The organism is Candidatus Omnitrophota bacterium (assembly GCA_028716245.1).
Taxonomy (GTDB): Bacteria; Omnitrophota; Gorgyraeia; order Gygaellales; family Profunditerraquicolaceae; genus UBA6249.
This window is the reverse complement of record JAQUQW010000001.1, coordinates 547,921-569,339: the sequence shown is the minus strand read 5'-3', so window position 1 is coordinate 569,339 and position 21,419 is coordinate 547,921. Positions and strand designations below refer to the sequence as shown.

Annotated in this window: 24 protein-coding genes, 1 tRNA gene and 1 riboswitch; of the genes, 23 read left to right on the top strand and 2 right to left on the bottom strand. The window is 44.6% G+C overall.

What is annotated here, in order from left to right; translation table 11 throughout:
- The first annotated feature begins 41 nt into the window (after positions 1 to 41).
- From PHG87_03055 to PHG87_03005, 11 genes are all read left to right on the top strand, one after another.
- Entirely contained in the window at positions 42 to 764 is a 723-nt protein-coding gene (locus PHG87_03055; GenBank protein ID MDD5477170.1) for a lysophospholipid acyltransferase family protein, read from the top strand.
- A gap of 46 nt (positions 765 to 810) precedes the next feature.
- On the top strand, positions 811 to 1,875 hold the full coding sequence (locus PHG87_03050) for a DUF748 domain-containing protein (protein ID MDD5477169.1): 1,065 nt from the start codon (positions 811 to 813) through the stop codon (positions 1,873 to 1,875).
- Positions 1,876 to 1,889: 14 nt separating this feature from the next.
- On the top strand, positions 1,890 to 2,546 hold the full coding sequence (locus PHG87_03045; GenBank protein MDD5477168.1) for a hypothetical protein: 657 nt from the start codon (positions 1,890 to 1,892) through the stop codon (positions 2,544 to 2,546).
- 5 nt (positions 2,547 to 2,551) lie between these two features.
- Positions 2,552 to 2,965 (top strand): peptide chain release factor-like protein, encoded by a 414-nt coding sequence (locus PHG87_03040; GenBank protein MDD5477167.1) that lies wholly within the window; start codon positions 2,552 to 2,554, stop codon positions 2,963 to 2,965.
- Positions 2,966 to 3,106: 141 nt separating this feature from the next.
- On the top strand, positions 3,107 to 3,376 hold the full coding sequence (gene rpsO / locus PHG87_03035; protein MDD5477166.1) for a 30S ribosomal protein S15: 270 nt from the start codon (positions 3,107 to 3,109) through the stop codon (positions 3,374 to 3,376).
- A 38-nt stretch (positions 3,377 to 3,414) separates the two neighbouring features.
- Complete coding sequence (gene pnp / locus PHG87_03030; GenBank protein ID MDD5477165.1) at positions 3,415 to 5,505, top strand: polyribonucleotide nucleotidyltransferase; 2,091 nt, start codon at positions 3,415 to 3,417, stop codon at positions 5,503 to 5,505.
- 8 nt (positions 5,506 to 5,513) lie between these two features.
- Positions 5,514 to 7,694, top strand: coding sequence for a DNA translocase FtsK (locus PHG87_03025; protein ID MDD5477164.1), 2,181 nt, complete (start codon positions 5,514 to 5,516; stop codon positions 7,692 to 7,694).
- A 91-nt stretch (positions 7,695 to 7,785) separates the two neighbouring features.
- Positions 7,786 to 8,571, top strand: coding sequence for a DUF4115 domain-containing protein (locus tag PHG87_03020; protein MDD5477163.1), 786 nt, complete (start codon positions 7,786 to 7,788; stop codon positions 8,569 to 8,571).
- Positions 8,568 to 9,815 (top strand): MiaB/RimO family radical SAM methylthiotransferase, encoded by a 1,248-nt coding sequence (locus tag PHG87_03015; protein MDD5477162.1) that lies wholly within the window; start codon positions 8,568 to 8,570, stop codon positions 9,813 to 9,815. Before PHG87_03020 ends, PHG87_03015 begins: the two co-directional genes overlap by 4 nt.
- Complete coding sequence (pgsA, locus tag PHG87_03010) at positions 9,812 to 10,390, top strand: CDP-diacylglycerol--glycerol-3-phosphate 3-phosphatidyltransferase (protein MDD5477161.1); 579 nt, start codon at positions 9,812 to 9,814, stop codon at positions 10,388 to 10,390. The genes PHG87_03015 and pgsA overlap by 4 nt, the downstream gene beginning before the upstream one ends.
- Complete coding sequence (locus PHG87_03005) at positions 10,387 to 10,866, top strand: phosphatidylglycerophosphatase A (GenBank protein MDD5477160.1); 480 nt, start codon at positions 10,387 to 10,389, stop codon at positions 10,864 to 10,866. Before pgsA ends, PHG87_03005 begins: the two co-directional genes overlap by 4 nt.
- Here the strand turns inward: PHG87_03005 and thpR are convergent.
- Together thpR and PHG87_02995 are read right to left on the bottom strand one after the other, a co-directional pair.
- Positions 10,827 to 11,399, bottom strand: a complete 573-nt coding sequence (gene thpR, locus PHG87_03000; GenBank protein MDD5477159.1) for an RNA 2',3'-cyclic phosphodiesterase — start codon at positions 11,397 to 11,399, stop codon at positions 10,827 to 10,829. The genes PHG87_03005 and thpR overlap by 40 nt on opposite strands.
- Positions 11,378 to 11,854 (bottom strand): CinA family protein, encoded by a 477-nt coding sequence (locus tag PHG87_02995; protein MDD5477158.1) that lies wholly within the window; start codon positions 11,852 to 11,854, stop codon positions 11,378 to 11,380. The genes thpR and PHG87_02995 overlap by 22 nt, the downstream gene beginning before the upstream one ends.
- A gap of 64 nt (positions 11,855 to 11,918) precedes the next feature.
- Positions 11,919 to 12,150, top strand: a riboswitch (FMN riboswitch).
- 52 nt (positions 12,151 to 12,202) lie between these two features.
- On the opposite strand from PHG87_02995, the gene PHG87_02990 reads away from it, so the two are divergent.
- From PHG87_02990 to xerD, 12 genes are all read left to right on the top strand, one after another.
- On the top strand, positions 12,203 to 13,411 hold the full coding sequence (locus PHG87_02990) for a bifunctional 3,4-dihydroxy-2-butanone-4-phosphate synthase/GTP cyclohydrolase II (protein ID MDD5477157.1): 1,209 nt from the start codon (positions 12,203 to 12,205) through the stop codon (positions 13,409 to 13,411).
- Between the two features lie 13 nt (positions 13,412 to 13,424).
- Positions 13,425 to 13,892, top strand: coding sequence for a 6,7-dimethyl-8-ribityllumazine synthase (ribE, locus tag PHG87_02985; protein MDD5477156.1), 468 nt, complete (start codon positions 13,425 to 13,427; stop codon positions 13,890 to 13,892).
- A gap of 99 nt (positions 13,893 to 13,991) precedes the next feature.
- Positions 13,992 to 14,408, top strand: a complete 417-nt coding sequence (nusB, locus tag PHG87_02980) for a transcription antitermination factor NusB (GenBank protein MDD5477155.1) — start codon at positions 13,992 to 13,994, stop codon at positions 14,406 to 14,408.
- The gene (locus PHG87_02975) at positions 14,405 to 15,223 is read left to right on the top strand and encodes a PHP domain-containing protein (GenBank protein ID MDD5477154.1); all 819 of its coding nucleotides are present in this window, start codon (positions 14,405 to 14,407) and stop codon (positions 15,221 to 15,223) included. Before nusB ends, PHG87_02975 begins: the two co-directional genes overlap by 4 nt.
- Positions 15,216 to 16,310: a bifunctional diaminohydroxyphosphoribosylaminopyrimidine deaminase/5-amino-6-(5-phosphoribosylamino)uracil reductase RibD gene (ribD, locus tag PHG87_02970; GenBank protein MDD5477153.1), complete on the top strand. Its 1,095-nt coding sequence runs from the start codon at positions 15,216 to 15,218 to the stop codon at positions 16,308 to 16,310. Before PHG87_02975 ends, ribD begins: the two co-directional genes overlap by 8 nt.
- Position 16,311: 1 nt before the next feature.
- Positions 16,312 to 16,887 carry a riboflavin synthase gene (locus tag PHG87_02965; GenBank protein MDD5477152.1) on the top strand — a complete coding sequence of 192 codons (576 nt, stop codon included), beginning with the start codon at positions 16,312 to 16,314 and terminating at the stop codon, positions 16,885 to 16,887.
- Positions 16,888 to 16,941: 54 nt separating this feature from the next.
- Positions 16,942 to 17,015 (top strand) — tRNA-Pro (locus tag PHG87_02960).
- Positions 17,016 to 17,135: 120 nt separating this feature from the next.
- On the top strand, positions 17,136 to 17,408 hold the full coding sequence (locus PHG87_02955; protein ID MDD5477151.1) for an acylphosphatase: 273 nt from the start codon (positions 17,136 to 17,138) through the stop codon (positions 17,406 to 17,408).
- An 18-nt stretch (positions 17,409 to 17,426) separates the two neighbouring features.
- Positions 17,427 to 19,421: an NAD-dependent DNA ligase LigA gene (gene ligA / locus PHG87_02950; protein ID MDD5477150.1), complete on the top strand. Its 1,995-nt coding sequence runs from the start codon at positions 17,427 to 17,429 to the stop codon at positions 19,419 to 19,421.
- Positions 19,418 to 19,912 (top strand): hypothetical protein, encoded by a 495-nt coding sequence (locus tag PHG87_02945; protein MDD5477149.1) that lies wholly within the window; start codon positions 19,418 to 19,420, stop codon positions 19,910 to 19,912. Before ligA ends, PHG87_02945 begins: the two co-directional genes overlap by 4 nt.
- Entirely contained in the window at positions 19,909 to 20,529 is a 621-nt protein-coding gene (locus PHG87_02940; GenBank protein ID MDD5477148.1) for an MBL fold metallo-hydrolase, read from the top strand. The genes PHG87_02945 and PHG87_02940 overlap by 4 nt, the downstream gene beginning before the upstream one ends.
- The gene (gene xerD / locus PHG87_02935; protein MDD5477147.1) at positions 20,529 to 21,416 is read left to right on the top strand and encodes a site-specific tyrosine recombinase XerD; all 888 of its coding nucleotides are present in this window, start codon (positions 20,529 to 20,531) and stop codon (positions 21,414 to 21,416) included. The genes PHG87_02940 and xerD overlap by 1 nt, the downstream gene beginning before the upstream one ends.
- Positions 21,417 to 21,419 lie beyond the last annotated feature (3 nt).

Below are 21,419 nucleotides of genomic sequence, written 5' to 3'. Positions count from 1 at the left end.
GGGTTAAAGTTAAAGGTAAGAATTAGAGTAAAAGTAAGAGAATGAAGACGATTATTTCGATTTGGATCTGGATTGGCAGTATTCTAATAACCATTCTGCTGTTTTTTGTGGTCTTAGTTCTAACCATTCTGCTTTTCCCGTTTGATAAAAATAAGAAGATAACTCACGCGCAGTGTTTCTGGTGGTCGGATGCGGTAATCGGCTTAAATCCTTTTTGGAGCGTAAAAGTCAAAGGCCTGGAGAATATCGACCCTAAAAAAACCTACGTAATCATTGCTAACCATCAGAGTATGGCGGATATCGCGGTGCTCTACCAGCTCAAGGCGCAATTTAAATGGGTGGCTAAAGCAAGTTTATTCAATGTTCCTTTTATCGGCTGGTGCCTAAGCTTGATTAAACACATCAGGCTTACCCGCGGTGACTTTGCCAGTATCAAAGAGATTTATCATCAGGCAAGCGCCTGGCTGCAAAAAGATATGTCGGTTTTATTTTTTCCGGAAGGCACCCGCAGCACCAATGATCGGATGGGTGAATTTCAGAACGGGGCGTTTAAGCTGGCAATTAAGGAAAGAAAGCCGATTCTTCCGGTTTGCATCAAGGGGACGCAGGAAGCAATCCCTAAGGGCAGTTGGATTTTTAATACTAAAGTAACAGGCGTAGTTACTGTTTTACCTGAGATTGCAACAGACGGGTTTGGCCCCGGAGATTTTGCTTCGCTTAGAGATACTGTCCGCTTTAAGATCCAGGAAGCGCTGGAGGAATGACGCCCGACGCTAATTGGTATTGCGTCGGCGCGCACTAGGTAGTGCGATGAAAACAAAATTTAAAGTTATAATTTGGGTTTTTGCGGTTTTATTGGTAATTTTTCTGGTGGCCAGTATTTTGACCGCAGTTTATGCGCCGCGGATTGTCGAGCAGCAGATTGAGCAGAATTTAAAAGTTAAAACCAGCCTGAGAAAAATAAGTTTAAGCCCGCCATTTACCATTACCCTTGAGGGATTAGAGATTGGTGATTTTGCCAGTATTAAAAAGGTAGCGTTATCGCCCAATCTAATCGGGCTATTATTCGGTAAGATAGTTATCCACGGTTTAAATGTTGTTGAGCCGGTGATTAATCTTGTGCAGTCAGCGGATGGAAAATTGAATCTACCGGTTCTAGAGCAGAAAGGGAAGCCTCCGGCGGTTTATCTAACCAGCTTAAGAGTGCAGAACGGAAAAGTAATTTTTACGGACAGAAAAGTTATTCCCGAAGGTTTTCAGGTAGTCGTAGATAAATTAAATGTCAAAGTGGCTAAAGTCGCTTTGCCGGTTACTTCGCTGGCGACAAATTTTAAAATAAGCGCCGAACTGGTTAATAGCCAGGGCAAGGCTTTTGGTAATATTGTATTTGGCGGCTGGCTGGATTATCTGGCCAAAGGTATGGATGCCAAATTAGAGGTTAAGGATTTGGATGTTGTTAATCTTTCTCCTTACTACGGTAATTTCATATCCAGCAAAAAGCTGGCTCAAGCCATGCTTGACCTAAACTCCGCCTTTAAGGCTAAAAACAATGCTTTAGAAATTATTACGAATTTTAATCTTTCCAAGATGGTTTATGAAAAAACTGAAGAGCAGCAGCTGCCGGAGCTGAATTTGGTGCAAGACGCTTTGGACTTTTTCACTGATGCTGACGGCAATTTAAAATTGGAGTTTAAGATCGATACCACGCTGGATAATCCGGCCTTAAGCCAGGAAAAGATCAGAAAAATAATTTTAAAAGCAGCAGCGAAAAACTTGTCCAGGCAGTCCCCGGAGCAGTTGGTGGATAAAGTAACCAACGCCATCAATAAGTATAAAGATTTAGGCAAGGAACTAAAAAGCATTTTTGGAAAATAAAGGAATCAGGATAAATGGAAGAGGCTAAATCAAAATCACTCCGGAATATCGAAGCCAAAATGGAGAACTTAGATGTTAATTCCCTGCGTTACCATATCTTAGAGAGCGCCAAGAATTTCAAATGCTCCTGGATTGAGCTGGGCCGTTCTTTATATTCGGTCTACAAAGACAAGATGTATAAAGAGTGGGGGTATGTTAATTTTGATATTTATGTCAGCCGTGAAATCGGGATCCGCAAACAAACCGCGATGAAGCTGCTGAAGTCGTATTATTTTTTGGAAAAAGAGGAGCCGCAGTATTTAAAAACCGATTACGCCGATTCAGCCAAGCCCGCCAATATCCCCAGTTATGAGTCAGTTGATATCCTGCGCCAGGCGAAAAATAAGAAAGGTTTGGATGAAGAAGATTACAGTAATTTAAAGAAAGAGATTTTCGAGAAGGGCCGCGACGCGCGGGAGATCAAGAAAAATTTAGGAGTGATTATCCGGCAGAGGCAGGAGCTTGACCCGGTTGAGGCGCAGGAAAAAAGAAAGCGCACGGCAGTAAGCAGGCTGCTTGGCCAATTACGCCTGCTTAAGCAGGAAGTCCAGGTGTTAAAGCTGCTTCCCTCACCGTTGATTAGAGACCTGGATGCGTTAATCAAGAATATTGATTTAGAGATCAAGGAGTAATTTTGATGCTGCCTGAAGCAAGTAAGACAATGAGCCTGGAAGAAAGAATGGCGCAACTGGGCGTGCGTGAAGATGACATTGTCGAAAAATTTATCCGTTCCAGCGGCCCCGGCGGACAGAACGTCAATAAGACATCTACTTGCGTGTATTTGAAACATTTACCTACGGGATTAGAAGTAAAATGCCAGCGCCAGCGTTCGCAGTTATTAAATCGTTCTCTGGCCAGGCACATCCTTTTAAGCAAGATTGCCCAGAGGATGCGGCAGGATAGTTTACAGAAGCAGTCGCTGAAGGCCCAAATCATGCGAGGCAACCGCAAAAAGCCAAAGGGCCTGAAAATAAAAATCCTGGAGAACAAGCGCCGGCATTCGGAAAAAAAGTCCACGCGCAGAAAAATCCGTGAAATTGAGGTTGCATAAACATGTTTTTATGATAAAATATTAAATCACGCATTAATTTGTTGACTTGTCGGGTTAGTTATCGTATAATCTTTAAAAAAGTGGCACGCGGCGCTAATTGGAATTGCGCCGGTGTGTGTCCGTACACAAGGAGGTAGAAATTTGGTTTTGGTAAAGGAACAAAAAGAAAAATTGATCAATGACTTTAAGGTGCATTCCAGGGACACCGGCTCTGCCGAAGTCCAGATAGCTATCTTAACCGAGAGAATCAATGATTTAGGGGAGCACTTTAAAACACATAAGAATGATCTCCATTCTCGCCGCGGCCTTCTTCTATTGGTAAGCAGGCGCCGCAGACTCCTCAAGTACCTCAAGGACAAGGATATGAAGAAGTACGAAGAGATCCTGGGAAAACTTAAGCTTAGAAAGTAAGTCCCGTAATTAAATCCAAAAAAAGAAAGAGCTAGATTATGCAAAGTAAAAGTTTAAAAATTAAATTTGGCAAAAACGATCTTATTTTAGAAACGGGTAAAATTGCTAAGCAAGCTAATGGTTCGGTCACCGTTACCTACGGGGCAACCGTGATCCTGGTTACCGCCTGCATGTCTGGTGAAATCCGGGAAGGCCAGGATTTTTTCCCTTTGACCGTTGAGTATCAGGAGAAAACTTACGCCGCCGGAAGGATCCCCGGGGGATTTTTTAAGCGCGAGGGCAGGCCTTCGGAAAATGAGATTTTAGGTTCCCGTTTAATCGACCGGCCCATACGCCCGTTATTCCCCGAAGGATTTTTAAATGAAGTCCAGGTGATGGCGATTGTCCTTTCAAGCGACGGAGAGAATGATCCGAATGTTTTGGCGTTAATCGGAGCAAGCGCGGCTTTGTCCATTTCGGATATTCCTTTTAAAGGCCCTTTAGCCAGCTGCCGGGTTGCCCGGATCAACAATGAATTGGTTTTAAACCCTACCTACGCTGAAATTGAGAGCGCGGATTTAGAAGTAGTCGTGGCTGCTAATAGTACCGGCGTAGTGATGCTTGAATCAAAAGCTAAAGAAGTTTCCGAAGAAGCATATCTTGAGGCGGTAAAATTCGGGATGGACAGTTTAAAGCCCATCTTAAATATGCAGGAAGAATTCACCCGCCTTTATGGACAGACTAAAGCTAAAGTTGAACTTAAATTAATTGATCCTGCTTTAATGCAGAAGATTGAATCGCTTTCTCAGAATAAATTAGCCGATGTTTATAAGCTAAGCAAGAAGGAAGAGCGCGAGGAAAAAGTAGCTTTACTGGCTAAAGAGCTGGAATTGCAATTGATCAGCGAAGGATTTTTAAGTCTGGATATCCGTAAGGGCCTGGAGGAAGTAGAGAAGCGGCAGGTGCGCAAAACGATTACTGAAGAGAATGTCCGTATTGACGGCAGGTCTTTTAAAGAGATCCGCCCGATTTCTTGTGAAGTTTCGATTCTTCCGCGCACCCATGGCTCAAGCCTGTTTACCCGCGGACAAACTCAGAGTTTGGCTGTAACCACATTAGGCACCGGTGAAGATGAGCAGCTGATTGAGGCCTTAGACGGAGAGAGGAAGAAATCTTTTATGTTGCATTATAATTTTCCTTCTTTTAGCGTGGGAGAAACCAGGCCGGTGCGCAGCCCTGGCAGGCGTGAAATCGGCCACGGCGCTCTAGCCGAGAAAGCATTACTGGCGGTAATGCCTTCAAAAGAAAAATTCCCTTATACTATCAGAGTAGTTTCTGAAATTTTAGAATCTAATGGCTCCAGTTCCATGGCTTCGGTGTGCGCTGCGACCTTATCATTAATGGATGCCGGTGTTCCGATTAAAGAAGCTGTGGGCGGGGTTGCTTTAGGGTTGGTTAAAGAAGGCAATAAAGCGATAATTTTAACCGATATCGCCGGACTTGAGGATCATTTCGGAGATATGGATTTTAAAGTTGCCGGAACGCGCTCCGGAGTTACCGCGGTGCAGCTGGATCTTAAAATTGACGGGATATCTCTAGATTTGCTTAAGGAATGCCTGGCGCAATCCAAAGAAGGAAGGTTATTTATTCTGGATAAGATGGGTGCGGCATTAACCGCTCCCAGGGAAGAGCTTTCCAGCTTTGCCCCGCGCATCGATGTTTTAAAAATTAATACTGAGAAAATCGGAGAACTGATCGGCCCGGGAGGCAAGACAATTAAGGCAATAATCGCGGCAACCGGAGCCAGTATCGATATTAAAGATGACGGTACGGTTTTAGTCGGTTCAATCGACGCGGCCAAATCCGACGCGGCGATTAAAATGATCAAAGCAATTACCAATGACGTTGAGGTAGGCAAGATTTATTTTGGCAAGGTAAAGAGGATTATGCAATTTGGCGCCTTTGTCGAGATCGCCCCGCGTAAAGAGGGGCTGGTGCATGTTTCCGAATTATCCGCTACATTCGTCAAGAAAATCGATGATGTGGTTAAGGTCGGCGATGAATTTAAAGTTAAGGTTATCGGTATCGATGAGTTAGGCAGAATTAACTTAAGCAAAAAACAAGCGGAAACCGAGCAACCAAGCAGTTAAATTTTGAAGTGAGAGAAAGAAGAATAAATGAGGTTAAAGGCGTCATTCTAGTAGCAGTAGGGCTGATGGTTTTAGCCAGCCTTATCCGCTTCGACCGCCTTGACCTTGTCTTTTACACTTCGCATCCAAATTTCCCCCCTAAAAACCTTCTGGGAGTCTTCGGCGCGTATTTAGCCGGTATCATCGTCTTGCTTTTTGGCAATATCTCCAGTTTCATTATTCCGTTTTTAGTGATCGCCCTTGGCGTAAAATATTTCCGCCAGGACAAGCCTTATTTAAGCATCCCGCGCATCTTAGGAATGTTTGTATTGCTGGTTTCGATAAGCTCGCTCATCGGGATGTTTAATTTAAGTAACGATTCTTTTAGATTTCAAACCGCCGGGTTCTTTGGCACCCTTACCGCTAATTTTGTCACTACTTATTTTAGCCGCTTAGGCGGGTTTATTATTTTCATTACCTTTGTTATACTTTCTCTGGCTTTAGTCACTGAGATCCTCATCTCTTCCTTGTTTCTCAACGCAGTTGAAAAATTAAAATCTATTTTTTCCGGGTTATTCGCTTTTTCGAATACGCGAAAAGCTGCTTTGGTTAAGATCAAGCCCCAGAATAAAACCAATCTTTTTTCTAAGAAAGAAGAGCAGCAGGTTTCATCAAAGCCAAAAATATTTATACCTGAACCCCGTAGTGAGTCAAAATTAAATATTCAGATTAAGGCCCGGCCGCAAGACGAAAAGGTTAAGCCAAAGGCAAGTGACTTAAAAATCGGTGATTATCATTTGCCTTCTGTAGATTTATTGGATGAGCCGCCTGCCCCGGATACCAAGCAAATTAAAGAGGACCTTGAGGCTTGCGCCCGGACATTAGAGGATACCCTAGAAGATTTTGGAATTTCGGCAAAAGTTACCGACATTATCCGCGGCCCGGTAATTACCCGCTATGAACTTGAGCCGGCTCCGGGAGTAAAGATTAACCGCATTGAAGCATTAAGCGATGATATTGCCTTGGCGATTAAAGCCCAGTCGATCAGGATTATTGCTCCGATTCCGGGCAAGGGCAGGGTGGGGGTTGAGGTGCCTAATTTGCACAGCGCTTTAGTCTGCATCAAAGATTTAATTACCTGCGCGGACTTCCATAAACAAAGATCAGCTTTGACCTTGGCATTGGGCAAAGATATTACCGGTAAACCGATATTTGGCGATTTAGATGATATGCCGCATCTTTTGATTGCCGGAACTACCGGGTCAGGTAAAACCGTATGCGTGAATACCTGTATTTTATCTTTACTTTTTAAGGAATCTCCCAATGATTTAAAATTTTTAATGATTGACCCGAAGATGGTCGAGCTGATGCCTTTTAACGGCCTGCCGCACCTTTTATGCCCGGTGGTTACCGATGCCAAAAAAGCGGCGGTCGCGCTTAATTGGGTGGTCTCTGAGATGGAGTCACGCTATGTGCTTTTGTCTAAAGCCGGGGCAAGGAACATTGAAGCTTATAACCAGAAGCAGGAAAAGATTCCTTATATTATCGTAGTCGTGGATGAGTTCGCGGATTTAATGAGCGTGGCGCGCGACCAGATTGAGAACGCCATCACCCGCCTGGCCCAGCTTTCCCGCGCAGTAGGCATACATTTAATTCTTGCTACGCAGCGTCCGAGTGTTGACGTGATTACCGGGGTCATCAAAGCGAATTTACCGGCCCGCGTATCTTTTAAGGTAGCTTCTAAAGTGGATTCGCGCACAGTTCTGGATATGAATGGGGCGGAAACTTTGTTAGGTAAAGGGGATATGTTATTTTTACAGCCCGGAAAAGAAGATTTAATCCGTATTCAAGGGGCCCTGGTTAAAGATTCAGAGATTGAAAGGGTTGTCGATTTTATTAAGGCCCAAGGAGAGCCGGTTTATGATGATCAGATTCTTAAGGATCAGCAGAAAAGCAGTTCATCCGGCGGCGGGGAAAAAGATGAGCTTTACGACGAAGCGGTGCGTGTTATAATGGAAAGTAACCAGGCCTCGGTTTCTATATTGCAGAGGCGTATGCGTTTAGGGTACACGCGCGCCGCGCGGATTATCGATACTATGGAGATGGAGGGTTTGGTCGGCCAGTTTGAAGGCAGTAAGCCACGCAGGATTTTAGTTGACCGGGAAGCCTGGCTTAGAGATTTGACCGCCGGTAACACCCCGCGCGAATAAGGAATTGCGCGGGTGTGCCCTTGTGGGCAATACCCCGCGTTTATAAGGAGTTACGCGGGTATGGCCTTGTGGCCAAGGAGGTAGAAAAACCATGAATATCGAAACAGCCGGAGCCCGGCTAAAAAAGATCCGTCAGGAAAAAGGCTTATCCCTTGAAGACATACAGAAGAAGACTAAAATCCATCTTAACGTCTTGCGCGCAATCGAAGGCGACAGTATCTCGAATTTAAGCCCGATTTATTTAAAAGGTTTTATTAAAATTTATTGCGGTTCGCTCGGTCTTGATCCCAAAGAATATATCGGTTCAAGCAGCCAGCCGCCGACTAAGCCGGTATTGAATGCCACTGTCGGCAGGCCGCTAGGAGGGCGTATTGAAAATACGACTTCTTTTATTAAAGATGCTTCAATGAAATTAAATACCATGAACCTTTCGGTTAACCTTAAGAAAATAGCTGTATTGGCGGTACTGGCGTTGATTTTTATATTTTTAGGAGTTAATTTGATCAAGTTTATTTTTTCGCGCAAAAAGAGCCCTTTAGAAAGAGCCAAAGTTCTTATGGTTACTTCTGTGCCAAAATCCGCCACCCTGCAGAACAAGGTTTCCAAAGATCTGGTTCAGGGGCTTACGGTGGGGATATTTGCCCGCAATAAATCCTGGGTATCCGCTAAAGCCGACGGTAAAACTATTTTCCACGGAGTACTTACGCGTGGCAGGAGCGAAACCTGGCGCGCTAAAGAAAAAATTGAATTGTCGTTAGGGGATGCCGGAGCAGTAGAGTTGCAGGTTAATGACCAGCGTTTTCCTAATCTGGGCAGGCGCGGAAAGCCTTTGAAAAATATCCTGATCAATAAAGAAGGCTTAAAAATTTCCAGATGAAGCAGAAATTAGGGGTATTAAGTCTAGGCTGCCCCAGGAATCTGGTAGACGCTGAAAACATACTTGGACGGCTTAGTTCTAAGGGCTATTCTATTGTTGATGACTTAAAAGACGCACAGGTAGTTTTAGTAAATACCTGTGCTTTTATTGAAGAAGCAAAACGTGAGTCAGTTGATGCTATCCTTGAGCTGATCGAGCTAAAAAAGCAAGGAAAGCTTAAAAAAATAATTGTTCACGGATGCCTGGCGCAGCGTTATAAGGATTTAAAAAACCAGCTGCCCGAAGTTGATGCTTTTGTGGGAACGCCGGGGCCAAACCAGCAACAATTAAGGTTTGCTCTAACTCCTAAGCACTACGCTTATCTAAAAATATGTGAAGGCTGTCTGAATAAGTGCAGCTATTGTGTAATCCCTAAGATTAAAGGTAAACTGGTAAGCCTGGATGAAGAAGTAATAATTCAAAAAGTCAGGCGTTTTAACCGGGAGAAAATTTCAGAGCTTAATATCATCGGCCAGGATATAACCGGGTTTGGCGTAGATCTTGGCGGGGCAAGCCAGTTAGCCGGGCTTTTAAAAAAAATAATCAAGAATTCGCCTGATATCGGCTGGATTCGGCTTTTGTATTTAAATCCCGAACGTATTACCGATGAACTGCTGGAGTTAATCGCTTCTTGTAAACGGGTATGTAAATATATTGATTTGCCCATACAGCATATCAATGACCGTATCCTGAAGCTGATGAATCGTAAAATTACCAAGCAGGAAATCGTATCTTTAATCGGCAAGATCAGGAAGGAAATTCCCGGTGTTTGTTTGCGCACTTCGCTGATCGCAGGTTTTCCTTCGGAAACAAAGAAGGAATTTAACGAGTTGCTTGAATTCGTTAAAGAGGTAAAATTTGATAGGTTAGGGGTTTTTATTTATTCCCGGGAAGAAGGAACTGCGGCCTACAGCTTTAAAGGGCAAATTCCCCGCAAGCTTAAGCAGGAGAGGTTTGCGGCGATTATGTCGGCGCAGCAGAAAATAGCCGCGGAATTAAATTCCAGGTTTTTAGGCAAAACTATCTCAGTCCTTGTTGAAGAAAAACAGGATGGCGTATATATCGGCCGCAGCCAGGCAGATGCCCCGGAGGTAGACGGAATGGTTTATGTGAATAGTAAGAAGCGGCTTTTAGAAGGTGAATTTGTGAAGGCCAAAATTACCGATACTTTAGAGTATGACTTAGCGGGGGAATTAAAACTATGAATCTTGCCAATCGCCTTACTGTGTCGCGGATCTTATTGACTTTTGTGTTTATGTTTTTTTTGTTTTGCCATGGGCTCTGGTTTAAAGTGCTTAGCCTGGTAGTTTTTACCTTGGCCGCCTTATCCGATTTGTTTGACGGCATGATTGCCCAGCGCAGGAATATGGTCACGGATTTCGGCAGGCTGATGGATCCGATCGCCGATAAAATCCTGGTCCTGGCTGCTTTTGCGGTATTTGTCCAGCTGCAGTTAATCGATGCCTGGATGTTTGTGATTATTGTTTCGCGGGAAATCCTGATTACTTCCTTACGCCTATTTGCTTTAAATAAAGGCAAGGTCTTATCCGCCGGCCGGGCAGGTAAACATAAAACTGTTTTACAAATGACCGTCATTTTTGCTATTCTTGGTTTTATCGTGTTTAAAGAAATCGTGCTGCAATATTATACCTGGAATCCCGGATGGGAAAAGGTCTTCCGCCAGGGGATCTTTTTCCTGATGTTAATTACCGTAGGACTTACTCTTTATTCCGGTTTGTCATATCTTTGGGAAAATCGTAAGGTAATTACCCGCCTATGAAGTTGAACAACTTGGGAAATTTTCTGGTTAAAGCAATAGCTTCGGTTTTTTTTATCGGCTATTTGCCTTTGATCCCGGGGACATTCGGCAGTATTGCCGGGGTCGGTTTGTTTTATTTACTTCAAGGGTCTGGTCGGCCGGTCTATTTTTTAGGTATCCTTTGTATAATAGTTTTGGGGCTATTTACCAGCGGCCGGATGGAGAAATTGTTGAATAAGAAGGACCCCAGCTGTGTGGTTATTGATGAAGTGATGGGCATGCTTATTGCCCTTAGTTTTCTGCCGGCGGATTTGAAAATAGTTGTTCTGGCTTTTGTAATTTTTCGGATCCTGGATACCTTTAAGCCCTATCCTGCCGGAAGGCTGCAGAATTTGCACGGCTCAGTTGGGGTGATGGTTGATGATTTGATCGCCGGGATCTATGCCAATATCGTAGTTCAGGTAATTTTAAAGCTAGTTTCTTTTAAGACAGTATAAGTTGGACATTCCTTACCCAGCGTACTCTGAAATAAAGTAATTCCCCGGGTGTTAAATTCCAAATTTTCATAAACCACATCGTTTTTTACCTGATCAATTCCCTTCTCTAAATCGCAAGGATTAAGGCGGTGTTTAATGCGGCCGATAGTAATATGGGCGCGAAAGGGTCGGCCTTCTTTGGGGATTCCCAGTCCGGCAAGCTTGGTTTCCAGTTGCGCGACAATCTGTTCTAAGGCTTTGGGCGCCTGGTCGGTGCCTATCCAGATTATCCGGGCGCAAGCTTCATTTGGGAAAGCTCCCAGAGACTCCAATTTAATTTTAAAGCCAGTAATTGTTTTTACTGTCTGGCTAATTATTTGATTAATACTGTCCAGTTGTTTGGGAGAAATCTCGCCGAGGAATTTTAAAGTAAGGTGCAGGTTAACCGGTGCAACCCAGTTGACCTTAGGCAGGCTGGTGTTTAATTTATCCTGCATTTTAGAAATAGCATTTTTGATATTTGAAGGAAGATCTATAGCGATAAACGCGCGCATAATAAACGTAGAGCCTCTTGTGCGGATTTTTTACGGATATCCTGGCGGCTGCCTCGGAATGAAAATTTCCGGCAGTCGTTTTTGTTTTTATCGGACAGGCAGATGAAGACAGTGCCTGCGGGCTTATTCGCGGTTGCTCCCGTTGGCCCGGCAATCCCGGTTATGCTTAAGGCCAAGTCGGATTTTGCTTTTTTGCGGACATTTTTTGCCATTAATACCGCTACCTGGCTGGATACTGCTGTGTATCTGGCGATTGTTTGGGCGGGAATATTCAAGATTATTTCCTTGGAACTGTTGCTGTAGGCAACTACCCCTAAAAGAAAGTATCCGGAAGAGCCGGAGATATCAGTTAAGAGGTAAGAGAGCAGTCCTCCGCTGCAGGATTCAGCAACGGCGATGGTTTTTTCATTCCTAAGTAATTTTTTATGCACCTGTTTTAGGATTTTGTCGAACATAACCATATTATAATCGTTTTTAATTGTGTTGACAAGGCTAGTTTTTCTGTTAAAATAATAGACAATTAATCTTTAGGGCAAGGTGTAAATCCTTACCGGCGGTCGCGCAACAAGCGCGCACCGGCGCTTCCTAATAGCGCCAAGTGAAAAGCCCGCGAGCAGGCGCAAAGATGCAGGCGCCCGCAGATCTGGTGAGATTCCAGGGCCGATGGTCCATGCAGATGGACACCCGCGTGATTCCATTTAGCGCGGGGTGTTGCTTCTATATGGGAAAGTCCAGATGAGAGAAGATTAAAATCAATACGCCCGAAGATTCTGTTTTCGGGTTTTTTATTGAGCGGATAACTTATGTTTAACACCATTCCAGAAATTATCGAAGATTTAAAAGCCGGTAAGATGGTGGTCGTCATTGATGATGAGGACCGCGAAAATGAGGGTGATTTAGTGATGGCTGCCTCAAGCGTCAAGCCTGAAGATATAAACTTTATGGCTAAATTCGGCCGGGGGCTTATTTGTGTTCCAATGGAGGAGGAAAGGCTGCGCTTCCTGGAGCTTGACCCGATGCTTAAGAATACCCTGGCAGCTTCCAAAGAAGATCCTTTTAAAACTGCCTGGATGATTTCAGTGGACGCGGCTCACGGGATAACTACGGGAATTTCGGCTCATGACCGGGCTAAGACAATTGAAGTTTTAATTAATCCTCAAGCTAAGCCGGAGGATCTAATTCGTCCGGGGCATATTTTCCCTTTACGTTCCCACCTGGGCGGGGTTTTAGTCAGGGCAGGGCATACTGAAGCCAGCCTGGATTTAATGCGCCTGGCCGGGCTTTATCCTGCCGGAGTGATTTGTGAGATTATGAATGATGACGGGACCATGGCCCGCCTGCCGCAGCTTCGGGAGTTTGCCAAAAAGCATAGTTTAAAGATCTGCACTATTGCCAGCCTGATTGAATATCGCCGCAGGAGAGAAAAATTAGTGGAAGCGGTTGTCCAGACTAAATTGCCCACAAAATTCGGAGAATTTAAGTTAACTATTTATCGCGATAAAACCAATGGCCAAACCCATATTGCTTTGTGCATGGGGAGCGGGTTTGATGAATCGATATTGGTGCGCGTGCATTCAGAGTGTTTAACCGGAGATGTTTTTGGTTCATTACGCTGTGACTGCGGCCGGCAGTTAGAGAAAGCCATGCAGATTATTGCCCGCGAGAAAAAAGGGATAATCCTTTATATGAACCAGGAGGGCAGGGGGATTGGATTGGTTGAGAAGATACGCGCGTACAATCTTCAGGATAAGGGAATGGATACGGTCCAAGCCAATGAAGCATTAGGGCATAAGGCTGACCTGCGCGATTACGGGATCGGAGCCCAGATCCTGGTAGATTTAGGGGTTAAAAAGATCAGGTTGTTAACGAATAATCCGCGCAAGATTGTGGGTCTGGAAGGTTATGGCCTGGAGGTTTCCGAGCGCCTGCCTTTAGAGATCGCGCCCAACGCGGAAAATTATAAATATTTAAAAACAAAAAAAGAGAAACTAGGGCATCAGTTGGAACTTTAACAAGGGAGGAAACATGGTAAAGGTAATTGAAGGTAAGCTGTTGGCAAAGGGGCAGAGTTTTGGTTTGGTGGCTTCCCGGTTTAATGATTTCATGACCAAAGAGCTGGTCAGCGGCTGCGTTGATACTTTGATCAGGCATGGCGCCGAAGAAAAAGATATTACGGTAGCCTGGGTTCCGGGAGCATTTGAGGTTCCGCTGGTTGCCCAGAAAATGGCTAAAACAAAATCATTTGATGCTTTGATTTGTTTGGGCACGGTGATCCGCGGGGCAACTCCGCATTTTGATTATATCGCTTCGGAAGTCGCCAAAGGCGTTGCCAAGGTATCTTTGGATTGCAACTTACCGGTTATCTTTGGTATAATTACCGCCGATAGCATCGAACAGGCGGTAGAACGCGCAGGTTCTAAAGATGGCAACAAGGGCAGGGACGCGGCTCTTTCGGCTATTGAGATGATCAATTTATCAGGACAGCTAAAATAATAACTTGATCCCGCCTCAAATTATTCGGCGGGATAAATTCGCGCATTAAGTTATGTCGATACATTCAACATGCATCTCCATAACTTAAGCGCTCATTTAATGAGAAAACGGACTAAAGCGCGTGAATATGTGTTGCAAATGCTTTACCAGGTGGAGATTACCCGCGGTAATTGGCAGGAAACTTTGGAAAATTTCTGGCTGAGTAATGAGCGGGATGATATTCCCGGTGAACTTAAGGATTTTTCCGCGGAACTGCTTGGCGGGGTAGTCAACCATATGCAGGAGATTGATAAAAAGATCAGCAAATACGCGGCCAACTGGCAGCTTGAACGTATGGCATTTGTGGACCGCAATATTATGCGCCTGGGTTGTTTTGAACTCTTGTTTCGGCAGGATATTCCGCCTAAGGTTGCCATCAACGAAGCTGTGGAGTTGGCCAAGAAATATTCCGGCCTTGAGTCCGGAAAATTTGTCAACGCCATTTTGGACCAAGTAAAAATTGAGAAAGAAAAATGAAATACGCTGATTTGCACGTGCATACTTTGGCTAGCGACGGTACATTTGGGCCGGCGCAATTAGTCAAGGAAAGTATCAAACGTAAGCTTTCGGCAATTGCCATAGTTGATCACGATACCGTGGATGCGATTTCTGCCTCAATAGCTGAAGCAGAAGGTAAAGATCTGGAAATTATTCCCGGGATTGAATTGACCGCCCGACATGAAGGCCAGGAGATACATATACTCGGGTATTTCCTGGATTATCGAAATAAGGCGTTGCTTAGAAAATTAATTTCATTACGGGAAAACCGTGTTGAGCGGGTGTATAAAATCGTAAAAAATTTAGCAGGATTGGGAGTTAATCTTGATGCCAATACTGTTTTTGGCATTTCCGGAGAATCTACGGTGGGCCGGATGCATATTGCCCGGGCATTAGTCAAAGAGGGCCATGTCGCCAATATCCCCGAGGCATTTCGTAAATATATAGGGGACAGGTCCCCGGCCTATGTTTTGGGTTTTTATCTTTCCGTGCAGGAGGCGATAAAAATGATTAAAGATGCCGGCGGGGTGGCTGTTTTGGCGCATCCCTATTTACTGCGTAATGACGCTTTGATTACTGAATTCGCAGGATATGGCTTACAGGGAATAGAGATTTATTACCCCGAACATTCCCAATCGCTGGTTAATTTTTATTTGGAATTAGCTAAGAAACTTAATCTTGCGGTTAGCGGAGGCAGTGATTTTCACGGCAGCGCAAAACCGGATATAAAGCTGGGTATGGTTAAAATACCGTTTGAACTGGTAGAAAAACTTCGCGGGCTAAAAAATGATTAAACGTACGGATGAATATTATATGGGATTAGCTTTAAAGTTAGCGCTTAAAGCAAAAGGAAAAACCTCCCCCAATCCTTTGGTCGGCTCATTGGTAGTAAAGGCCGGCAAGATTGTCGGACGGGGTTTTCATGCTAAAGCCGGGCTGGCGCACGCGGAGATTATTGCTCTGGATGAAGCGGGAAATAAAGCAAGAGGGGCAACTCTCTATGTTACTCTTGAGCCCTGCGCCCATACCGGCAGAACTGCGCCTTGTGTTAACCGGATAATTGAAAGCGGCATAAAAGAAGTGGTTGTCGGGATGATTGATCCTAACCCCTTGAATAATGGCCGGGGCCTGATGTTGCTTAAGCAAAGTAATATTAAAGTAAGAGCGGGGTTTTTAGAGGATCAACTAAAAAAAATTAATGAGAGTTTTATAAAATATATTACGACCAGGGTTCCGTTTATTACGGTAAAAGTCGGCCAGTCTTTGGATGGACGGATCGCCACGCGCACCGGGGACTCTAAATGGATTACTTCCGATAAGTCCCGGAGTTTTGCGCATAAATTACGCCAAGATTATGACGCGATTATGGTGGGGGTTAATACCGTCTTACGGGATAACCCGCGCCTGGATACCTGGTTTTCCCAAAAAAAATTAATCAAGATAATTGTCGATAGCAATTTGAGTACGCCTGAGAATTCCGATATTTTTTCAGGGGATGCCCAGGTGATCATTGTTACTTTACCCAGCCGCCCGGGCCAGGAGACCGAAAATCGCAAGCACCTGGCGGCAAAAGCCAAAATCCTTGAGGTTAAGGAGAAAAGCGGCCAGATTAATTTACGCGACGCGCTTAAGAAATTGGCACAATTACAAATTAGCAGTATTATCGTCGAAGGCGGAGGGACTTTGATCGGCTCGCTCTTTGATGAAAAGCTGGTGGATAAGATTTTATTTTTTATCAGCCCTAAGATTATCGGCGGCAAAGACGCTGTTTCTTCGGTGATGGGTACCGGGGTTAAGCGCGTAGACCAGGCAATAAAATTACACGGTTTAAAGATCAGGCGTTTTGATGAAGAGTTTTTAATTGAGGCAAGGGTTGGCTAAAATGTTTACGGGTATTGTCGAAGAGTTGGGGCAGGTAAAAAAAATAGCTCACCAGGCAGGGATAACCCTCTTGGAGGTTGGCGCTAAAGAAGTTTTGGTTGATACCAAGATTGGTGAGAGCATCGCGGTTAACGGCGTATGCCTTACCGCAGTTTTTATAGGAAATAATTCGGTTAGTTTTGAAGTCATCGATACTACCCGCAAAAATACCAACCTGGGATTATTAAAAACCGGCCAAAAAGTTAATCTTGAGCGCAGCCTTAAGGTGGGAGACCGGGTCAGCGGGCATTTTGTCAGGGGGCATATCGATTGCCTGGGGCTGGTGCGCAGGAAAGGTTTGCGTAATGGCAGCTTTGAGTTTGAGATTTCAATTCCCGCCTCTTTTATGCGTTATTGCCTGCCTAAAGGGTCAATTGCCCTGGATGGGATCAGCTTAACCTTAGCCGGCGCGCGCGCCAATATCATTAATGTTTGTATTATTCCGCATACCCTTAAGAATACAACTTTAAATTTTAAGGGTCCTGCGGATAAGTTGAACGTGGAATTTGATATCCTCGCCAAAAAGAATCCCGCTTAATCCTTTCTATTATTGCGCATACTCTAAATTTCTGATATACTTATTTAATTAATACGGGGCGTGGCTCAGCTTGGTAGAGCGCAGCGTTCGGGACGCTGAGGTCACAGGTTCAAGTCCTGTCGCCCCGACTTAAATGAGGCCCCAACTTATGGAGCGACAGCGAACATAAGTTTGTTGGCCGAATTTGAGCACCTTAAGTTTTGATCTAACGAAATCCTTGCGAGTGAAACGAGCAAGGAATTTGCTATATGAAGAAACAACTACACCTTTTTTATTCGGGTAGAGTCCAGGGAATAGGGTTTCGCTATACTGTCCAGGATATGGCAAATCAACAGAAGGTTCTTGGTTGGGCTAAGAATTTAGATGACGCCAGGGTTGAGGTGGTAGCGGAAGCCGAGGAGGATGTTTTGGATAGCTTCCTTCAGCAGGTCAACCAGTCTTTTTCCCGCTATATCGCAGATGTGCATATAGAATGGAAGCCGGCAAGCGGTGAATTCCGCGATTTTCGAATTGTATTCTAGCCACCCGAACAGCCAAAAATGTCCAGCCAAATTAAAAATCAGATCGAACAATTAAAAGCAAAATTACGAAAATATGATTATCTTTATTATGTTTTAAGCCAGCCGCTAGTCTCGGATAAGGAATATGATGATTTAATGCGGCAATTGATAATCCTGGAAAATAAATATCCCCGCTACCGCACTGATGATTCTCCCAGCCAGCGCTTAAGTTCGGGGATAAGCCCGGGTTTTAAGACGGTAAAGCACCGGCAAGGAATGTTTTCTTTGGACAATACTTGTTCTATCGATGAATTAAGGGCCTGGGATGAACGTGTGCGTAAAGGGTTAGGTAAAGATGCTGTTTATGAGTATGCGGTTGAGCTTAAGTTCGACGGTGTTAGCGTGAATTTAACCTATATCAATGGGAAGTTGGTGATTGGGGCAACCCGCGGCGACGGCCAGACAGGTGAAGATGTAACTGCCAATATAAAAACTATCCGCGCTATCCCCTTGGCGCTTTTAGCTAAACAACCGTTAGATTTTATTGAGATCCGCGGGGAAGTGTATATCGATAAAAAAGATTTTTTGAAGGTTAACCAGGAACGTATGGATGCAGGAGAGGATTTGTTTGCCAATCCGCGTAATGCTACCAGCGGTTCCCTGAAATTACTGGATAGTAATCTTGTTGCCAAAAGGCGCCTTAATTTTTTCGCGCATTCTTTGGGCGCCTATAACGCGGAGCCGATAAAGACCCAGTGGGATTTTTTAGCTAAGCTAAAAGATTGGGGTATGCGCGTGAATACGCATTCTGCCCTCTGCCGCGACATCGAAGAGGTGATTGTCCATTGCAATCATTGGCAGGATAAGCGTGATGAACTTAGTTATGAGATTGATGGTATAGTGGTTAAATTAAATAGTTTCTCGCAGCAGAAGGAATTGGGTTTTACGGCCAAAAGCCCGCGCTGGGCAGTAGCTTATAAGTTTGCCGCCCGGCAGGCAACTACCGAGCTCCTGGCAATTAAGGTTAATGTGGGCAGGACCGGAGTAATCACTCCTACAGCGGAGCTTAAGCCGGTAGAATGTTCCGGAGTAACCATAAGTAATGCTACCTTGCATAATTTTGATGAAATCGAAAGATTGGGTTTGCGCGAGGGTGACCGGGTGCTGATCGAGCGGGCAGGGGATGTAATCCCTAAAGTGGTTAAAGTAGTGGAGCAAAAAGGCAAGAAGCCTTATCATAAACCTGAAAAATGCCCGGCTTGCGGAGAAAAGATCATCAAAGAGAAAGCCGAGGACGTGGCTTACCGCTGCATTAATCCGGATTGCCCCGCCCAGCTTGAGCGGGCGCTTTTACATTTTGCCAGCCGCGATGCCTTGGATATCGAGGGTTTAGGCCAGGCGGTAATTGCGCAATTAGTAAAATTGGGATTATTGAAGAGCCTGGCGGATATTTATAAACTTAAGATTAATCATCTTTTGAAGTTGGAGTTATTTAAAGAGAAAAAAGCCAATAATCTTTTAAACGCGATTGAGAAAAGCAAAGCCCAGCCTTTGGCGCGCCTGATTTTTGCTTTAGGTATCCGCCACGTTGGCCAGAAAGCCGCTTACACGCTGGCTCAAGAGTTTTCGGATATGGGTAAACTTATGCGGGCGCGATTTGAAGATCTGGATAGGATTCCTGAGATCGGCACGGTTATGGCCGGCTCGATCGTGGATTATTTTAATCTTGGCCGGATTAAAAAGCTGGTCCAGGAGTTAAAAAATTCCGGCCTCAATATGCGCCAGGAAATTTCTAAGGTTAGGGCGAATAAATTAACCGGTAAAACAGTGGTTTTTACCGGAGAATTGGAGGGGTTCAGCCGTTCTGAAGCAGAGGAACTGGTGCGTAAATCCGGAGGCTTGGCAACTTCCAGCGTAAGCAGTAAAACTGATTTTTTGGTAGCCGGAGAAAGCACCGGCTCAAAATTTAATAAAGCTAAAGAATTAGGCGTAAAGATTATCGGTGAGCATGAATTCAAGGAGATGATCAAATGAGAATAAAGAAAGTGACCTGTGTTTTATTATCCGGTTTTTTGCTGCTAAGTTTAGCCGGATGCGAATCATTCGCGCGTAAATTTACCCGTAAATCCAAGAAAGCGGATCAGGCTGTGCAGATGGTCCTTGCCCCTGAGGAGTATAAGGGGCCAAACATGACCAAAGAAGAGCTCTACCGGCAGTATTTTCTTTATTGGAAGGCCTGGCAGGATGAGTTGATTAACGCCCTTACCCAGAAGGCAAGCCTTAAAAAGAAGATAGATTGCGCTGGCGAAGCGCTGAAGAACTTAGTCAACATGAAAACGCAGCTGGTCCCGCAGGCCCAGAAGAATTTTGATCCCTCTATCGCCAGATTAAATGATCTTATAGCTTCGATGAATAGCGATATTTATGGCGCAAATGACGCGCGCAATTGCCAGGCTGCCGAGCAGATTAAGGTCAATATCCAGCGGGATTTTATTTATCCAAAAATCAGGAATTATTTAAAGTGATCCTGGAAACCGTTAACGTCGGGCCAATGCAGGTCAATTGTTATGTGCTTGCTTGCGCTCCAGCCGGGGAAGCTATAATCATCGATCCCGGTGATCAGGCACCCAAGATAAATTCAGCCTTAAAAAAACATAAGCTTAAGGTTGCGATGGTGATTAATACTCATGGCCATTACGACCATATTGGTTGTGACGATGAGTTTGGCGTGACTGTTTACGCGCATAAGCTGGATTTGCCGCTGCTTCAGGACGCAGACAAGAATTTTTCTTCCAGTTTCTCATCGGCTTATAGGGTCAAATCTGAAATTAAAACTTTGGAAGATAAGCAGGTTATCAAATTAGATTGCCTGGAATTAGAGGTAATACATCTGCCTGGGCATACTCCGGGAGGCATCGGCCTTTTATTGAGAAAACCGCAGCCGGATATTATCTTTACCGGCGATACGCTGTTTAACCATGGTATTGGCCGTTATGATTTAGCCGGTGGCAGCCGCAGCCAGTTAGAAAAGGCAATAAAAGAAAGATTATTTGTTTTACCTTCTCAAACCATAGTCTATCCCGGCCATGGCCCGGCAACTTCCATCGGCAGGGAAAAGGATAATAATCTATTTAAGGACTGATGAAAGAACTCATTGATTCATTTCTGGATTACCTTTCGGTTGAGCGGGCTTTGGCAAAAAATACAATCTTGGCTTACCGCCAGGATTTAAATATGTATCTGGATTTTATGATTAAGCGCGGGATGGAGGCGCTTTCCAAAATAACTAAAAACGATATTGTTGAATTCATGCTTTTTGAAAAAGATAACGGGGTATCGCCAACCAGCATTTCCCGCCGGCTGGCGGCAATCCGGATGTTCCATCGTTTCTTAAGCAGGGAAAGGGTCCTCAAAAGCGACCCGACTGTCTTAATTGATTCGCCAAAATTATGGAAGAAGGTCCCGGACACGCTTTCTTTAAATGAAGTGGAAGCATTGATCAGCCAGCCGCAAGTGCGTGATCACCAAGGGGCAAGGGACAGGGCGATCTTAGAGACTCTTTACGCCACCGGGATGCGGGTATCCGAATCCACGGATCTTAAGACTAATAATGTGAATTTAGATATCGGGTTCTTGCGTTGTATCGGAAAAGGAAATAAGGAGAGGATCATTCCTCTGGGCAAGAAAGCCATCCAGAGCATTAACCGGTATTTAGAGTTTAGCCGGCCGTATTTTTTAAAGAAAAAAAATTCAGAGTACCTTTTTATTAACCGTTCCGGGGCCAGGTTATCCCGGCAATCTGTCTGGAAATTAATTAAGCGCTATGCCAAAGAGGCCAAAATTAAAAAACCGATAAAAGTGCACACCTTAAGGCATTCCTTTGCCACGCATTTATTGGAGCGGGGCGCTGACCTGCGTTCGGTGCAGGAGATGCTGGGGCATTCAAATATTTCCACGACACAAATCTACACGCACATTGATAAAGAGCGGCTCAAAACTATTCACAAGCAGTTTCATCCGCGGCCATAAAAG

What these genes read in the sequence shown, in the direction of transcription:
- PHG87_03055 (MDD5477170.1), top strand. Translation starts at nt 42, where the DNA reads ATGAAGACGATTATTTCGATTTGGATCTGGATTGGCAGTATTCTAATA.
- PHG87_03050 (MDD5477169.1), top strand. Translation starts at nt 811, where the DNA reads ATGAAAACAAAATTTAAAGTTATAATTTGGGTTTTTGCGGTTTTATTG.
- PHG87_03045 (MDD5477168.1), top strand. Translation starts at nt 1,890, where the DNA reads ATGGAAGAGGCTAAATCAAAATCACTCCGGAATATCGAAGCCAAAATG.
- PHG87_03040 (MDD5477167.1), top strand. Translation starts at nt 2,552, where the DNA reads ATGCTGCCTGAAGCAAGTAAGACAATGAGCCTGGAAGAAAGAATGGCG.
- pnp (MDD5477165.1), top strand. Translation starts at nt 3,415, where the DNA reads ATGCAAAGTAAAAGTTTAAAAATTAAATTTGGCAAAAACGATCTTATT.
- PHG87_03020 (MDD5477163.1), top strand. Translation starts at nt 7,786, where the DNA reads ATGAATATCGAAACAGCCGGAGCCCGGCTAAAAAAGATCCGTCAGGAA.
- PHG87_03015 (MDD5477162.1), top strand. Translation starts at nt 8,568, where the DNA reads ATGAAGCAGAAATTAGGGGTATTAAGTCTAGGCTGCCCCAGGAATCTG.
- pgsA (MDD5477161.1), top strand. Translation starts at nt 9,812, where the DNA reads ATGAATCTTGCCAATCGCCTTACTGTGTCGCGGATCTTATTGACTTTT.
- PHG87_03005 (MDD5477160.1), top strand. Translation starts at nt 10,387, where the DNA reads ATGAAGTTGAACAACTTGGGAAATTTTCTGGTTAAAGCAATAGCTTCG.
- thpR (MDD5477159.1), bottom strand. Translation starts at nt 11,399, where the DNA reads ATGCGCGCGTTTATCGCTATAGATCTTCCTTCAAATATCAAAAATGCT.
- PHG87_02995 (MDD5477158.1), bottom strand. Translation starts at nt 11,854, where the DNA reads ATGTTCGACAAAATCCTAAAACAGGTGCATAAAAAATTACTTAGGAAT.
- PHG87_02990 (MDD5477157.1), top strand. Translation starts at nt 12,203, where the DNA reads ATGTTTAACACCATTCCAGAAATTATCGAAGATTTAAAAGCCGGTAAG.
- ribE (MDD5477156.1), top strand. Translation starts at nt 13,425, where the DNA reads ATGGTAAAGGTAATTGAAGGTAAGCTGTTGGCAAAGGGGCAGAGTTTT.
- nusB (MDD5477155.1), top strand. Translation starts at nt 13,992, where the DNA reads ATGAGAAAACGGACTAAAGCGCGTGAATATGTGTTGCAAATGCTTTAC.
- PHG87_02975 (MDD5477154.1), top strand. Translation starts at nt 14,405, where the DNA reads ATGAAATACGCTGATTTGCACGTGCATACTTTGGCTAGCGACGGTACA.
- ribD (MDD5477153.1), top strand. Translation starts at nt 15,216, where the DNA reads ATGATTAAACGTACGGATGAATATTATATGGGATTAGCTTTAAAGTTA.
- PHG87_02965 (MDD5477152.1), top strand. Translation starts at nt 16,312, where the DNA reads ATGTTTACGGGTATTGTCGAAGAGTTGGGGCAGGTAAAAAAAATAGCT.
- PHG87_02955 (MDD5477151.1), top strand. Translation starts at nt 17,136, where the DNA reads ATGAAGAAACAACTACACCTTTTTTATTCGGGTAGAGTCCAGGGAATA.
- ligA (MDD5477150.1), top strand. Translation starts at nt 17,427, where the DNA reads ATGTCCAGCCAAATTAAAAATCAGATCGAACAATTAAAAGCAAAATTA.
- PHG87_02945 (MDD5477149.1), top strand. Translation starts at nt 19,418, where the DNA reads ATGAGAATAAAGAAAGTGACCTGTGTTTTATTATCCGGTTTTTTGCTG.
- xerD (MDD5477147.1), top strand. Translation starts at nt 20,529, where the DNA reads ATGAAAGAACTCATTGATTCATTTCTGGATTACCTTTCGGTTGAGCGG.